The organism is Ruegeria sp. AB8, from assembly GCF_056542605.1.
In genome coordinates, this window is sequence record NZ_JBQGAB010000020.1 from 63938 (window position 1) to 81324 (window position 17387).

The window sequence follows — 17387 nt, forward strand, 5'->3', positions numbered from 1 at the left end:
GCAACTGGCCAGTTTGACTGGCCAAGGAATAAGATCCCGCCCAAGAGATGCATTTCTTTCGGGCGGGTGCCTGATCAATCAGCCGCCCAAATCAAGGTTGACCACAACCTTTTCGATCCCACCCGGGAAGTCGAACGGCACATGGTAACTTTCGCTCACAGGCTCACCCGCGTCCGAGCCAACATCAAAGGTCTCGTCCAGCGAAATGCGGAAACCCATGGTGCGGTCGATCCGGCCTTCACCAACGAGAGTGTCATTTACGAACAACTTGCCGGTGCCGCCCTTGCCAGGCCCGCCGCCGTCGTATTCGAAATCGTAGCGAATAACATGTTTGCCCGGTGCCAGCACATCGCCTTCGATGTTGTACCGCTCGAGATTGGCAACGTTGTATGTGTAGACCGGCTTGCCGTCGAGCACATAGAGCGCCCATCCACCAAAACGACCGCCTTGAGTCACCAGCATGCCGTCAGTGTCCCCTTCGCCAATCTCGACATGCGCCGTGATCGTGTGCGACTTGTTTTTGAAATCAGGCGCGGTGCCTTCAGGTATACGCTTCATGTTGTCGTAGTACGTGAACGTATCGCGACCCAAAGTCAGGCTGGGGCGAAGGGCCACGTCTAGTCGCGGCTTGCGTTGGCTATCAATCGGGAAGGCATCATATTTTCGCGCCTCGCCGTAGAACAGGATCTGTAGTTCTTTCAGCTTTTCCGGGTACTGATCCACCACGTTGTTGGACTGGGAAAAGTCCTCGGCCACGTGGTAGAGTTCCCACTCCCAGTCATTAATTACATCGCTAGGTCTGTTCAGACTGGCCCAAGGAACGTCGAACGGTGTAGTCGCCGCGACCCAACCATCATTGTATATGGCACGGTTGCCGAACATTTCGAAGTACTGCGTGCGACGGGTCGATGGGGCTTCGGCATCGTTGAATGCATACATCATGCTGGTGCCTTCGATGGGAGATTGCGCCACACCATTGATCGAATGCGGTGCCGGCAGGCCAGCGGCCTCCAGAATGGTCGGCATGATATCGATCACGTGGTGGAACTGGTCACGCACTTCTCTTTTGCCTTCGATCTTGGCAGGCCAGCGAATGATCATGCTATTGCGTGTGCCGCCAAAGTGGCTGGCGATCTGCTTGGTCCACTGGAACGGCGTATCCATAGCGTGCGCCCATCCGACCGGGAAGTGACCAAAGGTATTCGGCCCACCCAGCTCGTCCATCCGTGCATAGGTGTCCTCGAAAGGCACTTCGATGGCGTTGAACATGGTCATCTCGTTCAACAGACCGTCTGGGCTGCCCTCGGCGCTCGCTCCATTGTCGCCCATTAGGTAGATGACCAGCGTGTTGTCCAATTCGCCTGTATCCTCGACCGCATCCAGGATCCGGTTGATCTGGTGATCCATATGCGCCAGCGCGGCTGCGTAGACTTCCATCATACGGGCGTAGAGCTCTTGCTGCTGGGTCGTCAGTGAATCCCAGGCGCGAATATCCGCTGGGCGTTCAGTCAGTTTTGTGCCTGGGGGAATGATCCCCATTTCCAGCATGTTGGCATGGGTCTGCTCGCGGACGGAATCCCAGCCCATGTCAAACTGACCTTTGAACTTGTCGATCCATGCTTTCGGCGCATGGTGCGGCGCGTGGCTCGTTCCCGGAGCATAATAGACAAAGAAGGGTTTGTCGGGCGCCAGCGCGTGTTGTTCGCGGATATAGTTGATCGCACGGTCGGCCATATCCTCGTCGAGGTGATAGTCCTCGGTGTTCGGTGGTTCGACCGGTTTGGTGCCCTCAAAGATTGCCGGCGTGAACTGGCTGGTGTCGCCGCCGATGAAGCCGAAGAATTGTTCAAAGCCCAGCCCTGTTGGCCACAGATCGAACGGACCGGCCTGGCTGGATTGCCAATCCGGCACATTATGGTTCTTACCGTACCAAGCCGTATTGTAGCCGTTGCCTTTTAGGATTTCGGCAACGGAGCCGTTCTCCTTCGGCATCAGCGAGTTGTAACCCGGGAATCCGGTTCCCAGTTCCATGATCACACCGGTGGCGTTGGAATGGTGGTTGCGACCGGTGATCAGCGCAGAACGAGTTGGGGAACACAGTGCCGTGGTGTGCATCTGCGTGAACAGCAGCCCATCCTGTGCCAGACGCTCATACGCCTCCGTCGGAACCGGCCCGCCGAATGGCACACTGGCCCCAAAGCCCACATCATCCGGCATGATCAGGAGAATGTTCGGAGCGCCTTTGGGGGCCGTAACCTGTCTTGGAAAATCCAACGTCGACTCGTTGGTTCGCAACCCGGCATGACCACGGAACTCGGTCATGGGTATCGGTAAAACGGAACGGTCCCAATGGTCTTTGTCGTCTGCTTGCACAGCAGCAGGCAGACCACCCAACGTGAGTAACCCAGCTAACAAACAAATGAACCCAGCTTTCATTAGATTGCCTCCTAATTTCTTGATCTGTCGGTTCTGGTCGCCGAGGCTATCTGGGTCGGAAAAATTGACTCCTTCAGGGAACATCACCGGATCCGTAATCCCCCTATGATGCACAGACTGAACCGGGCACGCAGCAGCTTTTATTATCCCAAAAGTGCAATCGGGCTTCAGAAATTCACCCTTTCGAGTATTCTCTTATGCAAATTTATTTCGGTTTCGAAATAGTTGAGAAAAGGAGCGAGACCATTGAAGACTCTGCCTTTCATGCAGCACTCGACCTACGAAACGACCGATTTCGAGGACCTGCAAGAGGCTGCATCGGCGTGGGACCAGGAGTACACTCAGCTATCACCGGGACAGTTTTTCGGGAGCATGGAACTGACGGAAGTTGGCACCACTCAAGTGATGCGCGAGAAGTGGGGGCGCAAAATGAGGTACAGAGGTGTTGGCATTCCGGGTGGGTATGGCTTTGCACTGCCGCTGGGGTCTACGAACTCTGTGAATTGGCTCGGCAGCAGTGTTGAGCAAACCTCAGTTGTAATGCAGTCGCCTTATCTAGAGGCTCAACTCGTTTCCGACGACACTTGGGACAGCTTAGTATTATCATTCCCCATGGAAGAGGTTCAGGCGATTTTGATCGCGCTTTCCGGGGGAATTGACTTATCTCACCGACTCCATGGAAACCTTGTATTGAATCAGGCGAAGGCCGATAGGATCAAACGCGGGGGCCTAAGCCTTCTGCAAAAAACTAAATCCTGTTCCCCAAAAGACCATGCCGTGTATGCTGCTCAAGTAGACCAATTCAAAAAACAGTTCTTGTGGACATTGTTAGAATCCTTCAACGAATTCTTGGTTCCTTCTCCGCCGTCGAAACAGGGCATTATCGTTCAAAAAGCAACAGACCTTGCCGTAGCTGATTTTCCAGAGGTCCTCGGGCTGATTGACATTTGTACAAATTTGGGGATTAGCCTTCGCTCGTTACACTACGCTTTCCAGGATGTAGCCGGGATTTCGCCCGCAACTTGGCTGCGTCGCGTTCGGCTGAACCAAGTCTACAGAGTCCTCAAAAACTCAGACCCGATGGAAACCAAGATCAAGCGTGTCGCCGCCGAACATGGATTCCTGCATCTCGGACATTTCAGCAATCAATACAAACAACTTTTCGGACACTTGCCCTCGCACACCCATCGGATGAACTAAGGCTGTTGTCTATGCTCAAGCGGCTTTGAGATTATGCACTTTGTATTGAGTTTGGCAGTAATGGCGTTTGAAGTTTTGAACCTAACCGTCTCTGTTTTCGAACTCGGCCCGCAACTGCTTAGCCTCTTCCTCTAGCTTTTGTTTCGTTGAGAGAGGCGACCGACGGACACTCGCGTATTCGGTCTGTTCGTCTAGTTCGACGGACTCTTTTCCATCTTGCAATTGACCGTCGCTGGACAACAGAACAGCGATCCAACGGGTGGCCGGGATTTCCGAACAGATGACCATGGTCACAACCATCATCGGTATTGCCAGAAATGCTCCCACACCGCCCCAAATCGTTGCCCAGAACGTCAGCGAAACCATTACCATGAATGTGCTGAGGTTGAGGGACTTGCCCTGCATCGAAGGTTGTATCACGTTGGCAATGAATTGATCAGCAGCGCCGTATCCAAATAGTACGATCAGGAAAGGCGTAAGGCTATCGAACTGTATCAAGGCTACAAGAGATGGAAGCGCGATCCCAATAAATGCGCCGATATTAGGGATGAACCCCGCAACGAATACGGTCAGTGCCAGAAGCGGTGCGAAATCAAGGCCGACCCATGAAAAAATGACAAAGGCAACTCCGCCGCTCATGGCGCTGGTGACAGCATTGACCCACATGTACTGTTTCACGCCAACTGAAATTTTGTGCAGGACTTTCCGGGCGCGACGGGTTCCTTCTTCAGTCGCAACCAGCCTCGGCAATTTGTCGACCCAAGCCAGACGTTCGCCGATCAGAAAAGCAAGGTACAGCGCGACGAGACCGATTGTCGACATTGCGCCTCCAAACTGCCCCACAGCCGTTCCTAACCAAGACCCTATCTCGATGTCTTCAGCTGCCTGGCGACCAGCTTCAACGACTTTGGGACCCAGAAACCCTTCTAGTTTCTCCGTCAGGCTCATCAACCGTTCCTGATACCTGGGCAGTGCGTCTTGTACGTCGTCCACCGAGGAGGAGACGATCAGCCCAAGGACCAGCAGCGCCCCCACTATCACGATGATGCTGAGGAGTTGGGCCAGCCAGCCTGGAGGAGACCACCCAAGCAGGTTTGTGCGCTGGATCCTGTCCACGAGCGCAGAAGAAAGAATGAACAGAAGCCCTGTGATCGCCAACGGAATCAGAAAATCGCGCCCAAACCACAAGAAACAGATCAAAAAAGCCATGGTCCCCAGAGCAAAGAACCAATTCGAGATGAGAGTCCTGTTCAAGTTGTCAGAGGTCATGTAACGCCGCACGTTGATCTGGTGTTCCGCCGCAGTAGAAACGCCATAAACATTCGGTGCAAGTTTTAGCTGGTGAAACTATCTTTCCGAGAAGCCAAGTTCCATGAAAACGAACCTCCAGCTCATAGGATTCGCGCAAGAGATACCGACAACAACGTCGGCTATTCACAGATTTCGAATTTGGCCAAATTCCTAGCGAAGGTTTTTTGCCGGTCAAAGCGCCTTCGGGCAATGACGGCTTTGGGCTGCGACCTGCCGAACGCAAGTGCAGCATGCCTTCGACTTTTGGTGGCAGGTCTGGACTCGAACCCAACTTTCGGCAGTGCTAAGTTGCCTCGGACTTTTGCACATTTTGGATGTCTGCTTAAGATGAGAAACCCGTACCACCTCGCAGACGCAGCTAATGACCGAAATCCGCCCAATCTACCGAAATAGCCCCCCAACTTGCCCATTGCATCCGCTTGCACACCTACCTTTGCAAGGGGGCCCCAAATGCCTGGAAAAAATAGCTTCAGATTGTACAGAGACATCATTCTCAGCGAGCCCGACCAACCGGTTTGGAGCGCTGTCGGTAAGATCGATGGAGGTAGATTTCTTCTGCTCGGTCAACTTGAGATCTACTCGAAATCCGACGGCGCCTTATGGCTCGAAATCAGCCAAATGGGAAAGCAAATCGGCGAAAGCAATCGCGGAAAGTTGGATGTCCTTAAGCTTCGAAAAAGGGACACAGATCCGCATCTATTTGGGTTTATGAAGATCCGCGAGGAAACATATGCTGCGGCGGCATGGATGTGCCGAGATGACGAAGACGCCAAATATTTTCATCTGACCCTTCTGAAAACAAAAAAGCCGCCCGTTCCGAGGGCGACATTCTCAAGAGCTGCAATGTGAGCCACAGCGCAGGCTCATGATACCAGCGCTCGGAACAGGGCTCTTTCACTTATCTGATAGACCAAAAATTGCATGATTTGCTCCTGGTCACGCGTGTGGGATCAGATGATACACTTCGCCGATCACGAGCGAAACATGAATGATGACAGCTGCAATGTGCAACTGGTGGTAAGCCTCTTTGATGAAATGGAACATGTCGTTCCCTCCCGTTTTTGGATGCGCATTTTCTATCCCATGAGTGCGGCCGAGTCAATATATAAGCCATTGATATAAAATAATTAATATTAAAAATCCACTGAATTCACGCCGCTCAAAACCGGATTCCTAATCTTTTTGAAAAAAGAGAGGTCAGCACCAAAAAGAAGAGGGGGCCACGGGAAAAATAAGAGACCCAGAAAACAGCACGGCTCCCCACATAACGAAGGCAGGGAGCCGGGCTTTTGGGGGCTGGTGTTACAGATCGAACGTTTGTCCGTGTTTCTCGAGGTAGGCGATCAGAGACAGCTCAACGGCTCGCACAACCGCTTGTTCTTTGTCCTCTCGGATCGCGTTCCAAGCGGCATAGAGATCTGGATTTACACTCACCGACAATTTTTGCGTACGCGCAGCAGCCCTGCGTTTACTTGGGCTCATCTCTGGTTGGGCTACCAGGCCAGATTTGCTGGTTGAGCCCCGGGGGAAACCCAAGTCACCTTGCTCGACTTTGTTAACATCGCCGACACCTTGCATGAGATTTTGTTTTGCGTTGTCCATCATTGTTTTCCTTATGCTGCTTGGAGAATTTCTGAGAGCGTAGCCGAGACTTCCTGTGCCAGAGCGGCGACGTTCGCATGTGCCGTTTTCGGTGAAGATCCTTGGAACCTTTTCGGCAAATCCAAATAGTCTCCACCTAGACTGGTCATTGCTTGAAAAATCGGTCGGCTAGCCAAGTGAGTTGCAAAAACTGGCACATTTGCCTGTTGCAAAATCGATTTGATTTCCCCGGTAATGCGATGCTCGACCGCTCCGGCTTCTGTCTGACTGAGCAGAACCCGAGCCGCGATTTCGCGTTTCAATACCAGGCTTTTCTGACGAACCTGCTTGAGGACCTGCACAGCCGCGAGGGCGTCCAGGCGGGACACTTTTGACGGTACGATAACCAGATCGCTGACCAGTACGGCATCAATTAGGGATGCGTCATCTGATCCTTCTACGTCGACCAGGACATAGTCGTAGTGATCAGCCGCAGCTAAGGCTGCTTCGGTAAGCTGGCGCTGTTCTACCTGCTTTACTTTAAGATTTTCAGGCAACGGCTTGGCCTTAGCCCATTGCGACAACCAGAGTTTGGGGTCCGTGTCCAAAATGCAGACGGACATTCCGGACCTTGCTGCCTCCAGGCCGGTCAAGATACAGGCCGTGGTTTTCCCACAGCCGCCTTTGGGTGAACAAAATGAAAGGGTTGGCAATCGAATTCTCCTGATGAAATTGCTTCGGAAAGATTGCCAAAAAAAGGTTTCTGAAAGATTTAAGGATAATGGATTTGGATTGCTGGGGAAGGATCGCGAAGGCAAGAAAAGGATTTTGAAGGAACAAGAAGTGTTCGAAATTCTGGGTTTCCAAAGCAATCACAAGAGTTCTGAGGCCATCGGTGGGCGTCACTTGTTTGTGACAGGGTGGCGCGTTTCTAAACGGCCTTGTTGATTTGAGCCATGTCGAACCAATGTAAGGCGTATGACTGATCTCTCGAAGCTATCGCTGCATGAATTGACCTTGAACGAACCTGGTCGGCCTAAGGCTCCGGCTATTGCAGAGGCAACAGATAATCACCGTCGTCAGGGCCGGCAGTTGGCCGCAATCCACCGACATTATTTGATGGAAATCGCTCAGATCGGCGCTGTACTAGCTCGTATTGAGGCGGGGAACGCTCCGCCCGAAAACCTTAAACAGATTGTTCTTTCACTCGACATGGCTGAGAACTTCCGTGTTTTTGGATCACTATGTGGACGGGAATGCCAAGTTCTGAAGTTTCACCACGACATAGAAAGCGCAGACATGTTCCCCCGCATTGAAGCGGCTGGCGGCGGAAAGTTCCGGGAAATTGTCGCCAAGCTCAAGGCGGAGCATGAGGTGGTTCATGAATTAATCATGCGCCTCAGTCACGCCGCCCATGTTTTGTCAGAAGCCCCCTCACAGACCAATTTTGATGAGGCGGCGGCCATCTTTCGAAAATTGGAAGAGGTCGTGCGTTCCCACTTCGGCTACGAGGAAACTGAATTGGCGGAGGCCATCGGGTACTATCTTGGGACCATTTGAAGGATTTTCTGTTTCAGTCAAATCGCATGTTAAACGCCACTTTGGCTTTTCAGGAGTCTATGGTCGAGCAGGATTGGCTTGTGCAGCACTGTTGCCGGGTCAAAACCAGTTTACTGTATCACGCATCTAGCTGGCGCGTTGTTGTCAGTCAGATTGCGCGGGCCGATTATGTTGAGTTCGCGCGAGCGACAATCACGAATGTCAGTAGGCATTAGACTTCGGGTGACATGTTCTTAGTTAGCCGCAACCAGCGCCCCAGGTCCAGTCTTCGCCGCACCTTCGCCTTGTAGCTATCTGGTGCAAGAGGCCGCTTGGCTCGATGGCGCATTGAGTTGCAAAACTTGCATGCTGCAACGATGTTTGCAGGAGAATCTGCACCACCTTCAGCCGCTGCCATCAAGTGCTCGGCGGTGCATTGAAACCAATCAGCCTGGCGTTTTGAGATGGAATGCGCGATCTGGAATTTTTTCGGTGTTCCCGCCCACATCGGCTGGTTGCAGTAGAAGCATAGGCTACCCTGTTCGACGAATTTTCGATCTCTGATTTTTCGTAGTTTCTTACACATTTCGTGCCTCGCGTTTCGACAAAGTCGAGAACTGGGCGCGAAGGTGTTGTACTCTTCACAGGCGCAGTCTTGATTGAGCAACGCCTTAGTTCTTCCCCATGGGCAAAGCTAAAAAAGCAAGCCATTCATCTGAATGACTTCCCACGCGAATATTCTGAGATTGGTAACTGTTTCTGTCAATCCCTTGCCGAACCTTTGTGGGCTGACGAAGGGGAGCGCGAAGCAAAGGCTTCCAATTCGATTTGCTTTTGAAAAGTCCCCGGGAAACAGCAGGCAGGCACTCCGAGGGTTGGCTAGGGTCCGATCCGCTTGCTCTTTGCATACCTCCGCTCATCTCCAATTTGCGCACGCCATAGCAAGTCGTGCTGCTATCAAATTGGAGGGTGAAAATGGCCAACAGGAGGACAAAAAGACAAACAAGAATGGTGGGGATGCGGGTATCTGAAGATCTCTACGATTTGCTGACAGAAGGAGCGGAAACTGAGGGCATCTCCACAACAGCGTATGCGCGCCTTGTCTTGTCGCGAGCCCTAAATTTTGAAGGCGCGCTGCCTGAAACCAAACCTCGTAAGCCGCCACGAAAGAAGCCCATCATTAAAGACATCAAAGCCGCCATTGAGGTCCTAGGGCTTCTGATCGATGTCCGAATGAATCTGTCATACATATCGCGCAATCTGTCTGAGGCGCACACATTCAATCCGCTCAGGGCTGACCAAGTTGTCGAGCAAGGCGAACGTATCGATGCAATCAGACGAGACGTTGATGCTGTCCGAGCACAGATCTTGGGAGAGCGATCATGATTATCAAATCAACACGCATCCCAACTGCACATTCCGGCCGGATCGCTGCATATCTTGCAAAGCCTTCGGACAACGAAATCGCCGCATGGATCCGCGGGTGCCCCGAAGATCTTAAGCTATTGGGCGAAATCTCCAGAATTTCTGGCAAACAATATTCCGTTCGGCATTTTGTGATCTCGCCAAATGAACCGATGAGTCAGCAGGAATTCGCAATGGTGTTTGCTGAAATCTGTCGAGAGTTCGGTGTCTCCATCACATCTGGAAACCGGGCATCCATAGTTGAGCATTTGAAGCCCCGGCAATCAGGCGTCGGAAACGAAACACACTGGCATGTTGCGTTCCCTGAACTTGATGTGGAGACCGGTCGGATATTGAGCAGCCGGTTCACCAAGCTGCGAAACGAAAAAGTGGCCCGTTTGTGCGAACTTACGCTTGGTCACACCGTAGTGCCCGGTCAGTTTAACAAACAGGTTTACAGGGCGCTCGAAAGGGAGAGGCAAGCCTTGGATCTCAAGCCGTTTGAAAGGGCGCTTCGGGAAGCCTCGTTTGCCGCCGGACAAGATGAAAGTATGTGGCTGGAGTATCGAGCGCGCCTTCGAAAAAAATCAAGATCACCGATGAACTGGACGCTCGACAATCAGATCGTTTAGTTTGACGAAATGTCAGGTTTCCCAATGCCATCAAAAGCATATGTGCGGCTCCAAGAGTTTCTTGAGCACCATATGCGGATGTCACATATCTACCAGCCAGTGATGATCCGCAGAATTCTCAAAGGTGGTGGATCCGCCTCGCTTGAAGAGATTGCCGCAGCGCTCATGGTTTATGATCGCTCGCAGCTCGAATATTATATGGTCCGCACGAAGAACATGGTGGGACGTGTTCTCACAAACAATGGCATTGTGCAGCCCATCAAATCCGGCCGGGAAATCCAAGCTTACCAACTGGCAGAAAATGCAGGTCTCCAAGATGCCGAGATCCAAGACCTCATCAGGATTTGCGATCAGAAAATCGATACGTTCATTGGGAAGCGTGGCGACAAGATATGGTCGCATAGATCCAAGTCGTCAGGGTACATTCCCGGCACCCTTCGATACGAGGTTCTGAAGCGCGCCCATTTTCGTTGCGAGCTATGTGGGATATCGGCCGACCAAAAGGCGTTGGAAGTCGACCACATTCTGCCCCGCAACAAAGGGGGCGGGGACGAGGCTATCAACCTTCAGGCGCTTTGTTATTCCTGCAATGCAATGAAGCGAGATCGCGATGACACTGATTTTCGGGGCATGGCCAAGAGCTACGCTCACAGATGCGATGGATGCGCCTTTTGTGAGATCCCCAGTGAGCGGGTGGTTGCTGAGAATGAACTGGCTTATGCCATTCGGGACGGCTTTCCGGTCACCCACCATCATACTTTGATCATTCCGAAACGGCACGTGCCGGACTATTTTGACCTTCATCAGCCAGAGTTGAATGCGGTACAGCAACTCCTCCAAGCAGAACGCCAAACTGTACGGGGGCTAGATCGGTCTGTCGAAGGATTTAATGTGGGCATCAATCCAGGCGAAGTGTCGGGACAGACCATTTTCCATTGCCACATACACCTTATCCCTCGTGGTGGGGTCAGGGGGGTCATTCCTGAGAGGCGAATTTACTGAGATGGCCTTGGCTAAAGTCGCGCCTGAGCGGCGCGTTGCATAACACCCTTTTTCGACAGAAGGGTAGGCAAGAAGGCGCCAAGGCTTTTTGATCCCTTCAGGCCTTCCTGATAGATGGCCAGAAACCAAATCGGACTGTTGTGTCTGACATGTGTTGAGGTTGGCCCAATATGCCGGAGATCCCCGTGAAGAAACTTGCTGCTCTTCTTTTATGTTCAACCCTTGCAGCTTGCTCTGGCTCCTACCGCGACACCTCGGTCACGATGGACGTCGTGAGCAAACTAGACGTGCAGAGATACACCGGAGTGTGGTTTGAGTACGCCCGCTTCCCGGTGTTCTTCCAGCGGGGATGCACAGACACAACGGCTGAATATCAGATTATCGCCGAGGATACGGTGTCCGTTTACAACCGCTGCCTTGTTGAAAATGGCACGAGGGTAAAGGACATCACCGGCCAAGCCACAATTGAAGATGTTGGCAAACTCAAGGTCAGCTTCCCACAGGTTCCCTTTGTCAAATCGCCATACTGGGTTTTGTGGGTGGACGATGAGTATGAGGTTGCCGTTGTTGGGACGCCCAATGGAAGCGCCGGTTGGATCCTATCGCGCAGCACAGAACCCAGCCAAAAGCATATCGACAAAGCGCGATCTGTTTTGACGGAAGCCGGATACGATGTGTCCAAGCTGGAAGTGACGCCCCACGCTTCCAAGTGACGTAGGAAACGAGCGAAGAGGCGACCGCTCCGGGGCGGGGCCGTTAGAAAACGTTGGTCCTGAAACGCCCCAGCCAAACCTTTCACGTTTCCGGCAGCAGCCCGCCGCGCCCGACACACACACACACGCGAAACCTCTGTCAAAAGAGCCATATAGAGATATTCTATATGGGGAATTTGACGATAAGAGCCGGCGCATTCGGGACCGACATTATGGTCAATGAAGCCAGCGCATGTTTTGGATCGAATTCTCCTTAACTGCATGGCGATCTTTGCCTTTTGCAGATTTCAAATCTCGCAACAACTGCTCGAGCTCAGCCCGGTTCAATTGCCGCCTTTCGACAAGCGATTGGGCCACACCTTCAAGCAAATATTCATTTTCGCCGATGGTCTTTTGAGCAAGATGGTTTGCGGAGCGCAGCCGCGACTGAACGCGGGCTGCCAGGTCGCGATCTTGAAGCATATCTTGCAGGTTATCCATGGACACCGGGTGCCAAATCAAATTGTCGTTGGACAAACCGAATTGTGTTTCGGCTTGGACTGCAAACATGGTGGCCTGAGCAAGATCGCTTTTGTCGCCCGCGCCGGCACCTGACGAAACACTACCCAGGCAAGAAAGTTCGGCTGCGCGTCCAGCCAACAAAATAGCGAGGCGATTTTCCAAGCTTTGAGTTTCATGACCGAATTTGTCCAGCTCAAGGTCAACTCGACCACCTCTCGGTGAGATCTGGGCCATTGTCGGCAATCCGGCGAGAAGTGCGTGCGCAACCACGATGTGGCCGGCCTCGTGGATTGCCATCCTATACAGCATCTTGGAAGGCAGTGGCTTCGCAAACTTCTCAAGCGCCGTCTGGAGGTGTTGGATCGCAATTGGGCGTTTATCCTGGCGGGCGATGGAACGGGCCTGACGCACAAGCGCGGCGGCATCCGCGCCCGATTGCCCAAGCATTTCTGCCGCCACTGCGTGAAGTTCCTGCTTGCTGATTGTCGGTCCAGCATCTGCGGACAAGATCTCTGTCAGCGCGCCCCTATCCGGAAGAGGGATGTGGACTTTTTGGTCGAACCGCCCAGAGCGCAGTAGTGCAGCATCCAACTTGCCCGAGTAGTTTGTTGTGCCGACCACCAAGACGCCATCCGTCTTTTCGGCGCCCGCCAGCTGTTCAAGCAGGCCATTTAGTGCCGCCCGATTGTAGTTCTCGTTATCGCTCTTGTTGGTTGCGCGATCTGCAAAACTATCGATTTCATCGATCAGCAAAACGGACGGCGCATGGCGCTTTGCCTCCAGGAAATCATCTCTCATTGCAGCGAGGAAATCGCCAAGATGGCCCTCCGCTTGCCAAGCAGCATAGCTTGCGCCAACAAAATGCGCCCCTGTCGCTTCTGCCAATTTCTGCGCGACAAAGGTCTTCCCGACACCCGGAGGCCCATCGAGTAGAAGGTTGTTAGGGATATCTGCCCAACTCAGGTGACCGTCAGAGTATGCTTGGATGTCATCCACGAGACGCTTCAACGGCGCCCGCGCGGCCCCCAGGCCTTTGACGTCATCCATGGCTTCTGGGTTGGCTTTTGTGCGCGTCGTCAACTTATTCAGTTGCAGGACAAATGCCATCAGCTTGGGCGTCCGAAGAGCCAACATAATTTCATTAGCTGAGATCTGAGCCAAAGCATCATGGGATGGCATCTGATTAAGCGCCTTTGTCATCAAAGCTGTACATTGGCGGCCGTGCATCATGGCATAGAGCATCAAGATCATGCTCCGTGACAATGGGCTCAGGGAAATGATCTTAGCGGATTTCTTGCAAAAGGCGTCCGGCAACACTTCGATACTTGGCACGATTACAATCAACGACGCTGGTTCCTTCGCGGCCAGAGCCAGCGCTTCATTGAAATCGCTTGCAGTCTTTGCTGGCGTGGTCTTGCGCCAGCGCGACTTGTAGCACACGATTTTTGGCTTGGTTGCATCAGGGTTGTTGCTACAGATCGCGGGGATCAAACCATCGCTAAACGCGTCTCCTGTGGCTTCCACCCATTCACTTTCACCGGTTTCAACAACTGTCAGCGAAAATGGGCGACGCAACTGGCCTGCAATCTGATCGCGTGTGTCCTTCCATGCCGCGCAAACACGGATCAATGAGGCAACGGCGCAATAGTCCCTCGCGTACTGCTTTGGCATCGAATCCTCAGCCGGTGCATCCTCATCAAAGGCATCCCACCCGGACTTTCGGTTGGCGGCTTTAATCAGGCTCTCGTAGGCTGGCTGGAACCACCCATTCAAACGCGGGTAGAAGAAAGATGTATAGACTTGGGGCTGCATGGAGATGCCCTTTCAATACTCGAAATCTGGAAACATCGCAGCCGAACGGCTGCGAACACGCGATAAGTTCAGGCGTGTATGCGTTTCTCAGGTAGCGGCAGAGTGCGCTTGGATTTCGAGTTGTTTGAAGGCACGATTTTCTCCCTTGGGGAGATTGAAGTATGCATGGCGCTCCGAAATGACAAGTCTTTTCGAATGCGCGCTTGCGTATCTTTGTTGCAAGCCTCTCTCATGAAGCAAAAAAGAAGCACGAAAATTATCTAATCTGCCGAAGGCCTTACCTTTGGTGGTTGTGTTATCTTCATCGCTTCTTGCGGGTGTTCTTGGCGAGCTTCCGAATTACCAATGGTGTCGCGACGTGGTCTGCCTCGGGTGGTGTTAGATGCTGGGGAGCATCTGCATTCGTGAGCAAGGGAATGTGATCTGCCGTGGCACCTGCATTTCGACGAAGCTTCGTGAAACGATCAGGGACAACTTCGCTCCCGCCGATGCTTGGGCACAGCGGGAGCGCACGACGAACTTGGGTTCATCGCCATTTTTGAAGTCTTGGTATTATCAAAAGGTTATGAGCTTGCTGATTAGACAAAACTCGAAGACCTGAGCCGTGCGTTGAACTCTCGGTTTGGGCCGGTCAGTGGGTCACCCAAATGTGGATTGGGCAATCACCAGTCTGAATTCACGCAGCCTCCTTTGGCCGAACAGAGATGCCTTTTAGTGCGGTTGCAACAATGTCGGCGCGGGCGGCTTCGGACACTTTGAGCTGCCAGTGTTCTTTTTGGTTGCACCAAGCGTGGTCGCGTTCAGCTTCAACCAACCGCCAACCATCGGTGACACGCACCAATTTGACGAAGGTCGTGATTTGTGGGCCCGCCTTACGAGCGTAGCTGGCGTTCGCCACCTTGCCCGCTGGTCGGTAAGGAATACAAGCCGGTCAATATCGTCATCGCGTTCAATCCCAAGAAAGAAACGTTCGAAGTAAGCAACCCAGCTATCCGCAAGGATAAAGCCTGGATTCCGGACATCGCCCCGCTGATGCAGGGTGAGATCAGCCAGTTGAAGTTGATCCGTCAATACGTGGTTGAAAATCCAGAAATGGATGAGGATGAACTCGAACGAATTCTCACACGGTTGACTGGCATCTCCAAGAAGCAGATCGGTATGATCGAGCTGGACGCAGAACTTGATATCGAGACTGTCACGGAAATCTTTATCCGGATCAATCGTGAAGGCGTCACCCTTAGCCAGGCTGACTTTGCAATGTCCAAGATCGCTGCCAACGAAGAGTTCGGCGGAAACCAGATGCGCAAAGCCATCGACTACTTTTGCCATCTAGCTGTTGCACCAGAGTTCTACGGCCACATTGAAAGCAACGATCAAGACTTCGGGAACACGGATTACTTCTCAGCCATGCGGTGGTTGCGCAACGAGAACGACGATCTGTACGATCCCTCCTACAACGACATGCTTCGCGTCGCCTACACGTCCCAGTTTTCCAGGGGGAAACTAGCAGATTTGGTGGGTCTACTGTCCGGGCGGAACTTTGAAACCCGGAAATTCGAGAACGAGATCGCAGAAAAGGCGTTCTCCGATCTTCGTGGTGGTCTTCTCGACTTCATGAATGAGACCAACTTCAAGCGGTTTCTCATGATCCTGAAATCTGCGGGTTTCGTGGATAGCAGCCTGATCAGTGGGCAGGCGCCATTGAACTTTGCCTACATTCTCTTCCTGCGCCTGCGGAAAGATGGCATCGCCTCCGAGTTGATAGAACGATTTGTCAGGAAGTGGTTCGCGCTCTCACTCTTGACCGCCAGATATTCGGGATCGATGGAAACCCGCTTTGACCAGGACATTCGACAGATTTCTGAGATGGGAATGGGGGAATATCTCGAAAGTATCGAGAAAGCGGTGCTCTCGGATGCCTTTTGGGAAGTTGGTTTGGTGCAAGCGCTTACAACGTCAAATAGCAAACATCCGGCTTTCAGGACATTTCTTGCGTCTCAGGTGAAGTCCAATGCTAGAGGCTTTCTGTCAAAAGAAATCACAGTGCGGAGTATGTTGGAGCACAGAGGCGATGTTCACCACATCTTCCCCAAGGATCACCTGAAAAAGACGCTTGGCCTTACGCAGTCTCAATACAATCAAGTCGCCAACTTGGTCTACACACAGCAAGAGATCAACATTGCCATCGGAAATACGCCTCCTAGTGAGTATGTTTCAGATTTGCGGAAACAATGCAATTCAGGAACCGCAAAATACGGAGGGATCGTAGTCTACGCGGATCTTGAAGAGAACTTCACGGAGAACGCAGTTCCGCTTGGACTTCTGACGGGCGAATTTGCGGACTACCAGGAATTTTTGAAGCTGCGGCGTCAATCTATCGCGAAGACGTTGAAGGCATACTACACGTCGCTTTGAGCACTGATTGTCTCGAGCTTGCGTCTCTAAGTTCGACGCTTTGATTTCTACGAAGGCCCATTCAAATTGCTGCACATTTTGCTGCACATATTTCGTGAAGCCCCATTGCAATATTCCTTTAAGTATAGGTAAATTATAAATAAAATTCTGAACGAAAAAGATGTTGGCGGACTTCGTCTCCGCCATTAAACCGCTCATGTCATGGGCATTCTTCCGGAAAAAACGCATCATTTTCAAGTGCGTAAGGTTTCTCTAACCAGCGCCTGCCAGTGTTTCCCGCATGAAATCCCGCATAGAATCCCGCATAAATGCGGAATTTGAAGGAGTGCACTGCTATGGGCGTCACATTGGATCGAGGCCGCTATTATTTCGTAATGAATGTCCCAAAGCATCTCTTTGGCAAAGTACTGGGCAAGAGTGGGCAGCCAGTAAAGCAGATCAGGCAGGCACTTCGAACAGCGGATTTGAGTGTGGCTAAGCGCAAAGCTTTTGAGCTCGAAGAACAAAAAGAGCGGAGTGGCAATTCTTGGCATTGGGCGAGGAAGCTCTGGCATACGAGAAGTACCAAGCAGCCAAACAGATCTCAGAAGCGCATGGTTTTGACTATATTCCGAGCGATGTATTGTTAAAGAGAACTTTTGATGAGAATCTGCCGCGCTTAATGGCGGCAGCGGGAACAGCGTGTTCACACCAGCCGCCAGAAGTTGTTGAGGCGCTTCTAGGGTCAGGACTCATAGCCAATAGATAACCAGTGCTGCAAGGGCGATTGCTGACAGGAAGACCTTCGGGCACCTGTCGTAGCGGGTTGCCACACGCCGCCAATCCTTCAACCTGCCGAACA

The 17387-nt window shown here is 52.3% G+C and carries 16 protein-coding genes and 1 pseudogene; 9 read left to right on the plus strand and 8 right to left on the minus strand.

All coding sequences use genetic code 11. The features are described 5' to 3' along the window. Nucleotides 1–78 precede the first annotated feature (78 nt). Nucleotides 79–2322 (minus strand): arylsulfatase, encoded by a 2244-nt coding sequence (locus ACR0CG_RS18795; RefSeq protein ID WP_480440539.1) that lies wholly within the window; start codon nt 2320–2322, stop codon nt 79–81. 360 nt (nt 2323–2682) lie between these two features. On the opposite strand from ACR0CG_RS18795, the gene ACR0CG_RS18800 reads away from it, so the two are divergent. Beyond that, nucleotides 2683–3636: a helix-turn-helix domain-containing protein gene (locus ACR0CG_RS18800; protein ID WP_170510394.1), complete on the plus strand. Its 954-nt coding sequence runs from the start codon at nt 2683–2685 to the stop codon at nt 3634–3636. A gap of 81 nt (nt 3637–3717) precedes the next feature. Here the strand turns inward: ACR0CG_RS18800 and ACR0CG_RS18805 are convergent, their stop codons facing one another. Continuing rightward, nucleotides 3718–4845 (minus strand): AI-2E family transporter, encoded by a 1128-nt coding sequence (locus tag ACR0CG_RS18805; protein WP_170510391.1) that lies wholly within the window; start codon nt 4843–4845, stop codon nt 3718–3720. A gap of 552 nt (nt 4846–5397) precedes the next feature. On the opposite strand from ACR0CG_RS18805, the gene ACR0CG_RS18810 reads away from it, so the two are divergent. Further along, nucleotides 5398–5796: a hypothetical protein gene (locus tag ACR0CG_RS18810; RefSeq protein ID WP_170510388.1), complete on the plus strand. Its 399-nt coding sequence runs from the start codon at nt 5398–5400 to the stop codon at nt 5794–5796. Nucleotides 5797–6249: 453 nt separating this feature from the next. On the opposite strand, the gene ACR0CG_RS18815 is transcribed toward ACR0CG_RS18810, so the two are convergent. After that, on the minus strand, nt 6250–6552 hold the full coding sequence (locus tag ACR0CG_RS18815) for a hypothetical protein (protein ID WP_170825237.1): 303 nt from the start codon (nt 6550–6552) through the stop codon (nt 6250–6252). Nucleotides 6553–6560: 8 nt separating this feature from the next. Then, nucleotides 6561–7241 (minus strand): ParA family protein, encoded by a 681-nt coding sequence (locus ACR0CG_RS18820; protein ID WP_170510382.1) that lies wholly within the window; start codon nt 7239–7241, stop codon nt 6561–6563. Between ACR0CG_RS18820 and ACR0CG_RS18825 the strand changes: the two genes are divergently transcribed. Together ACR0CG_RS18825 and ACR0CG_RS18830 are read left to right on the plus strand one after the other, a co-directional pair. Beyond that, the gene (locus tag ACR0CG_RS18825; RefSeq protein ID WP_170510256.1) at nt 7138–7476 is read left to right on the plus strand and encodes a hypothetical protein; all 339 of its coding nucleotides are present in this window, start codon (nt 7138–7140) and stop codon (nt 7474–7476) included. The two genes, ACR0CG_RS18820 and ACR0CG_RS18825, sit on opposite strands and share 104 nt — an antisense overlap. Before the next feature lie 30 nt (nt 7477–7506). Next, nucleotides 7507–8088, plus strand: a complete 582-nt coding sequence (locus ACR0CG_RS18830) for a hemerythrin domain-containing protein (RefSeq protein WP_170510379.1) — start codon at nt 7507–7509, stop codon at nt 8086–8088. Nucleotides 8089–8299: 211 nt separating this feature from the next. Here ACR0CG_RS18830 and ACR0CG_RS18835 read toward each other — a convergent pair whose 3' ends face one another. After that, the gene (locus tag ACR0CG_RS18835; protein ID WP_170510376.1) at nt 8300–8653 is read right to left on the minus strand and encodes an HNH endonuclease; all 354 of its coding nucleotides are present in this window, start codon (nt 8651–8653) and stop codon (nt 8300–8302) included. Nucleotides 8654–9042: 389 nt separating this feature from the next. On the opposite strand from ACR0CG_RS18835, the gene ACR0CG_RS18840 reads away from it, so the two are divergent. From ACR0CG_RS18840 to ACR0CG_RS18855, 4 genes are all read left to right on the plus strand, one after another. Then, complete coding sequence (locus ACR0CG_RS18840; protein WP_170510372.1) at nt 9043–9453, plus strand: hypothetical protein; 411 nt, start codon at nt 9043–9045, stop codon at nt 9451–9453. Continuing rightward, nucleotides 9450–10103, plus strand: a complete 654-nt coding sequence (locus ACR0CG_RS18845) for a hypothetical protein (protein ID WP_170510369.1) — start codon at nt 9450–9452, stop codon at nt 10101–10103. The genes ACR0CG_RS18840 and ACR0CG_RS18845 overlap by 4 nt, the downstream gene beginning before the upstream one ends. Before the next feature lie 24 nt (nt 10104–10127). After that, nucleotides 10128–11105, plus strand: coding sequence for an HIT domain-containing protein (locus ACR0CG_RS18850; RefSeq protein ID WP_217358884.1), 978 nt, complete (start codon nt 10128–10130; stop codon nt 11103–11105). Nucleotides 11106–11290: 185 nt separating this feature from the next. After that, nucleotides 11291–11818 carry a lipocalin family protein gene (locus tag ACR0CG_RS18855; RefSeq protein WP_170510366.1) on the plus strand — a complete coding sequence of 176 codons (528 nt, stop codon included), beginning with the start codon at nt 11291–11293 and terminating at the stop codon, nt 11816–11818. Nucleotides 11819–12034: 216 nt separating this feature from the next. On the opposite strand, the gene ACR0CG_RS18860 is transcribed toward ACR0CG_RS18855, so the two are convergent. Next, on the minus strand, nt 12035–14131 hold the full coding sequence (locus tag ACR0CG_RS18860) for an AAA family ATPase (RefSeq protein WP_170563860.1): 2097 nt from the start codon (nt 14129–14131) through the stop codon (nt 12035–12037). An 861-nt stretch (nt 14132–14992) separates the two neighbouring features. Between ACR0CG_RS18860 and ACR0CG_RS18865 the strand changes: the two genes are divergently transcribed. Beyond that, on the plus strand, nt 14993–16546 hold the full coding sequence (locus tag ACR0CG_RS18865; RefSeq protein ID WP_480526809.1) for a hypothetical protein: 1554 nt from the start codon (nt 14993–14995) through the stop codon (nt 16544–16546). A 233-nt stretch (nt 16547–16779) separates the two neighbouring features. Here ACR0CG_RS18865 and ACR0CG_RS18870 read toward each other — a convergent pair whose 3' ends face one another. Beyond that, on the minus strand, nt 16780–17235 hold the full coding sequence (locus ACR0CG_RS18870) for a hypothetical protein (RefSeq protein ID WP_480526811.1): 456 nt from the start codon (nt 17233–17235) through the stop codon (nt 16780–16782). Nucleotides 17236–17277: 42 nt separating this feature from the next. Further along, nucleotides 17278–17387: pseudogene (locus ACR0CG_RS18875) on the minus strand (IS5/IS1182 family transposase); the annotation flags it as partial.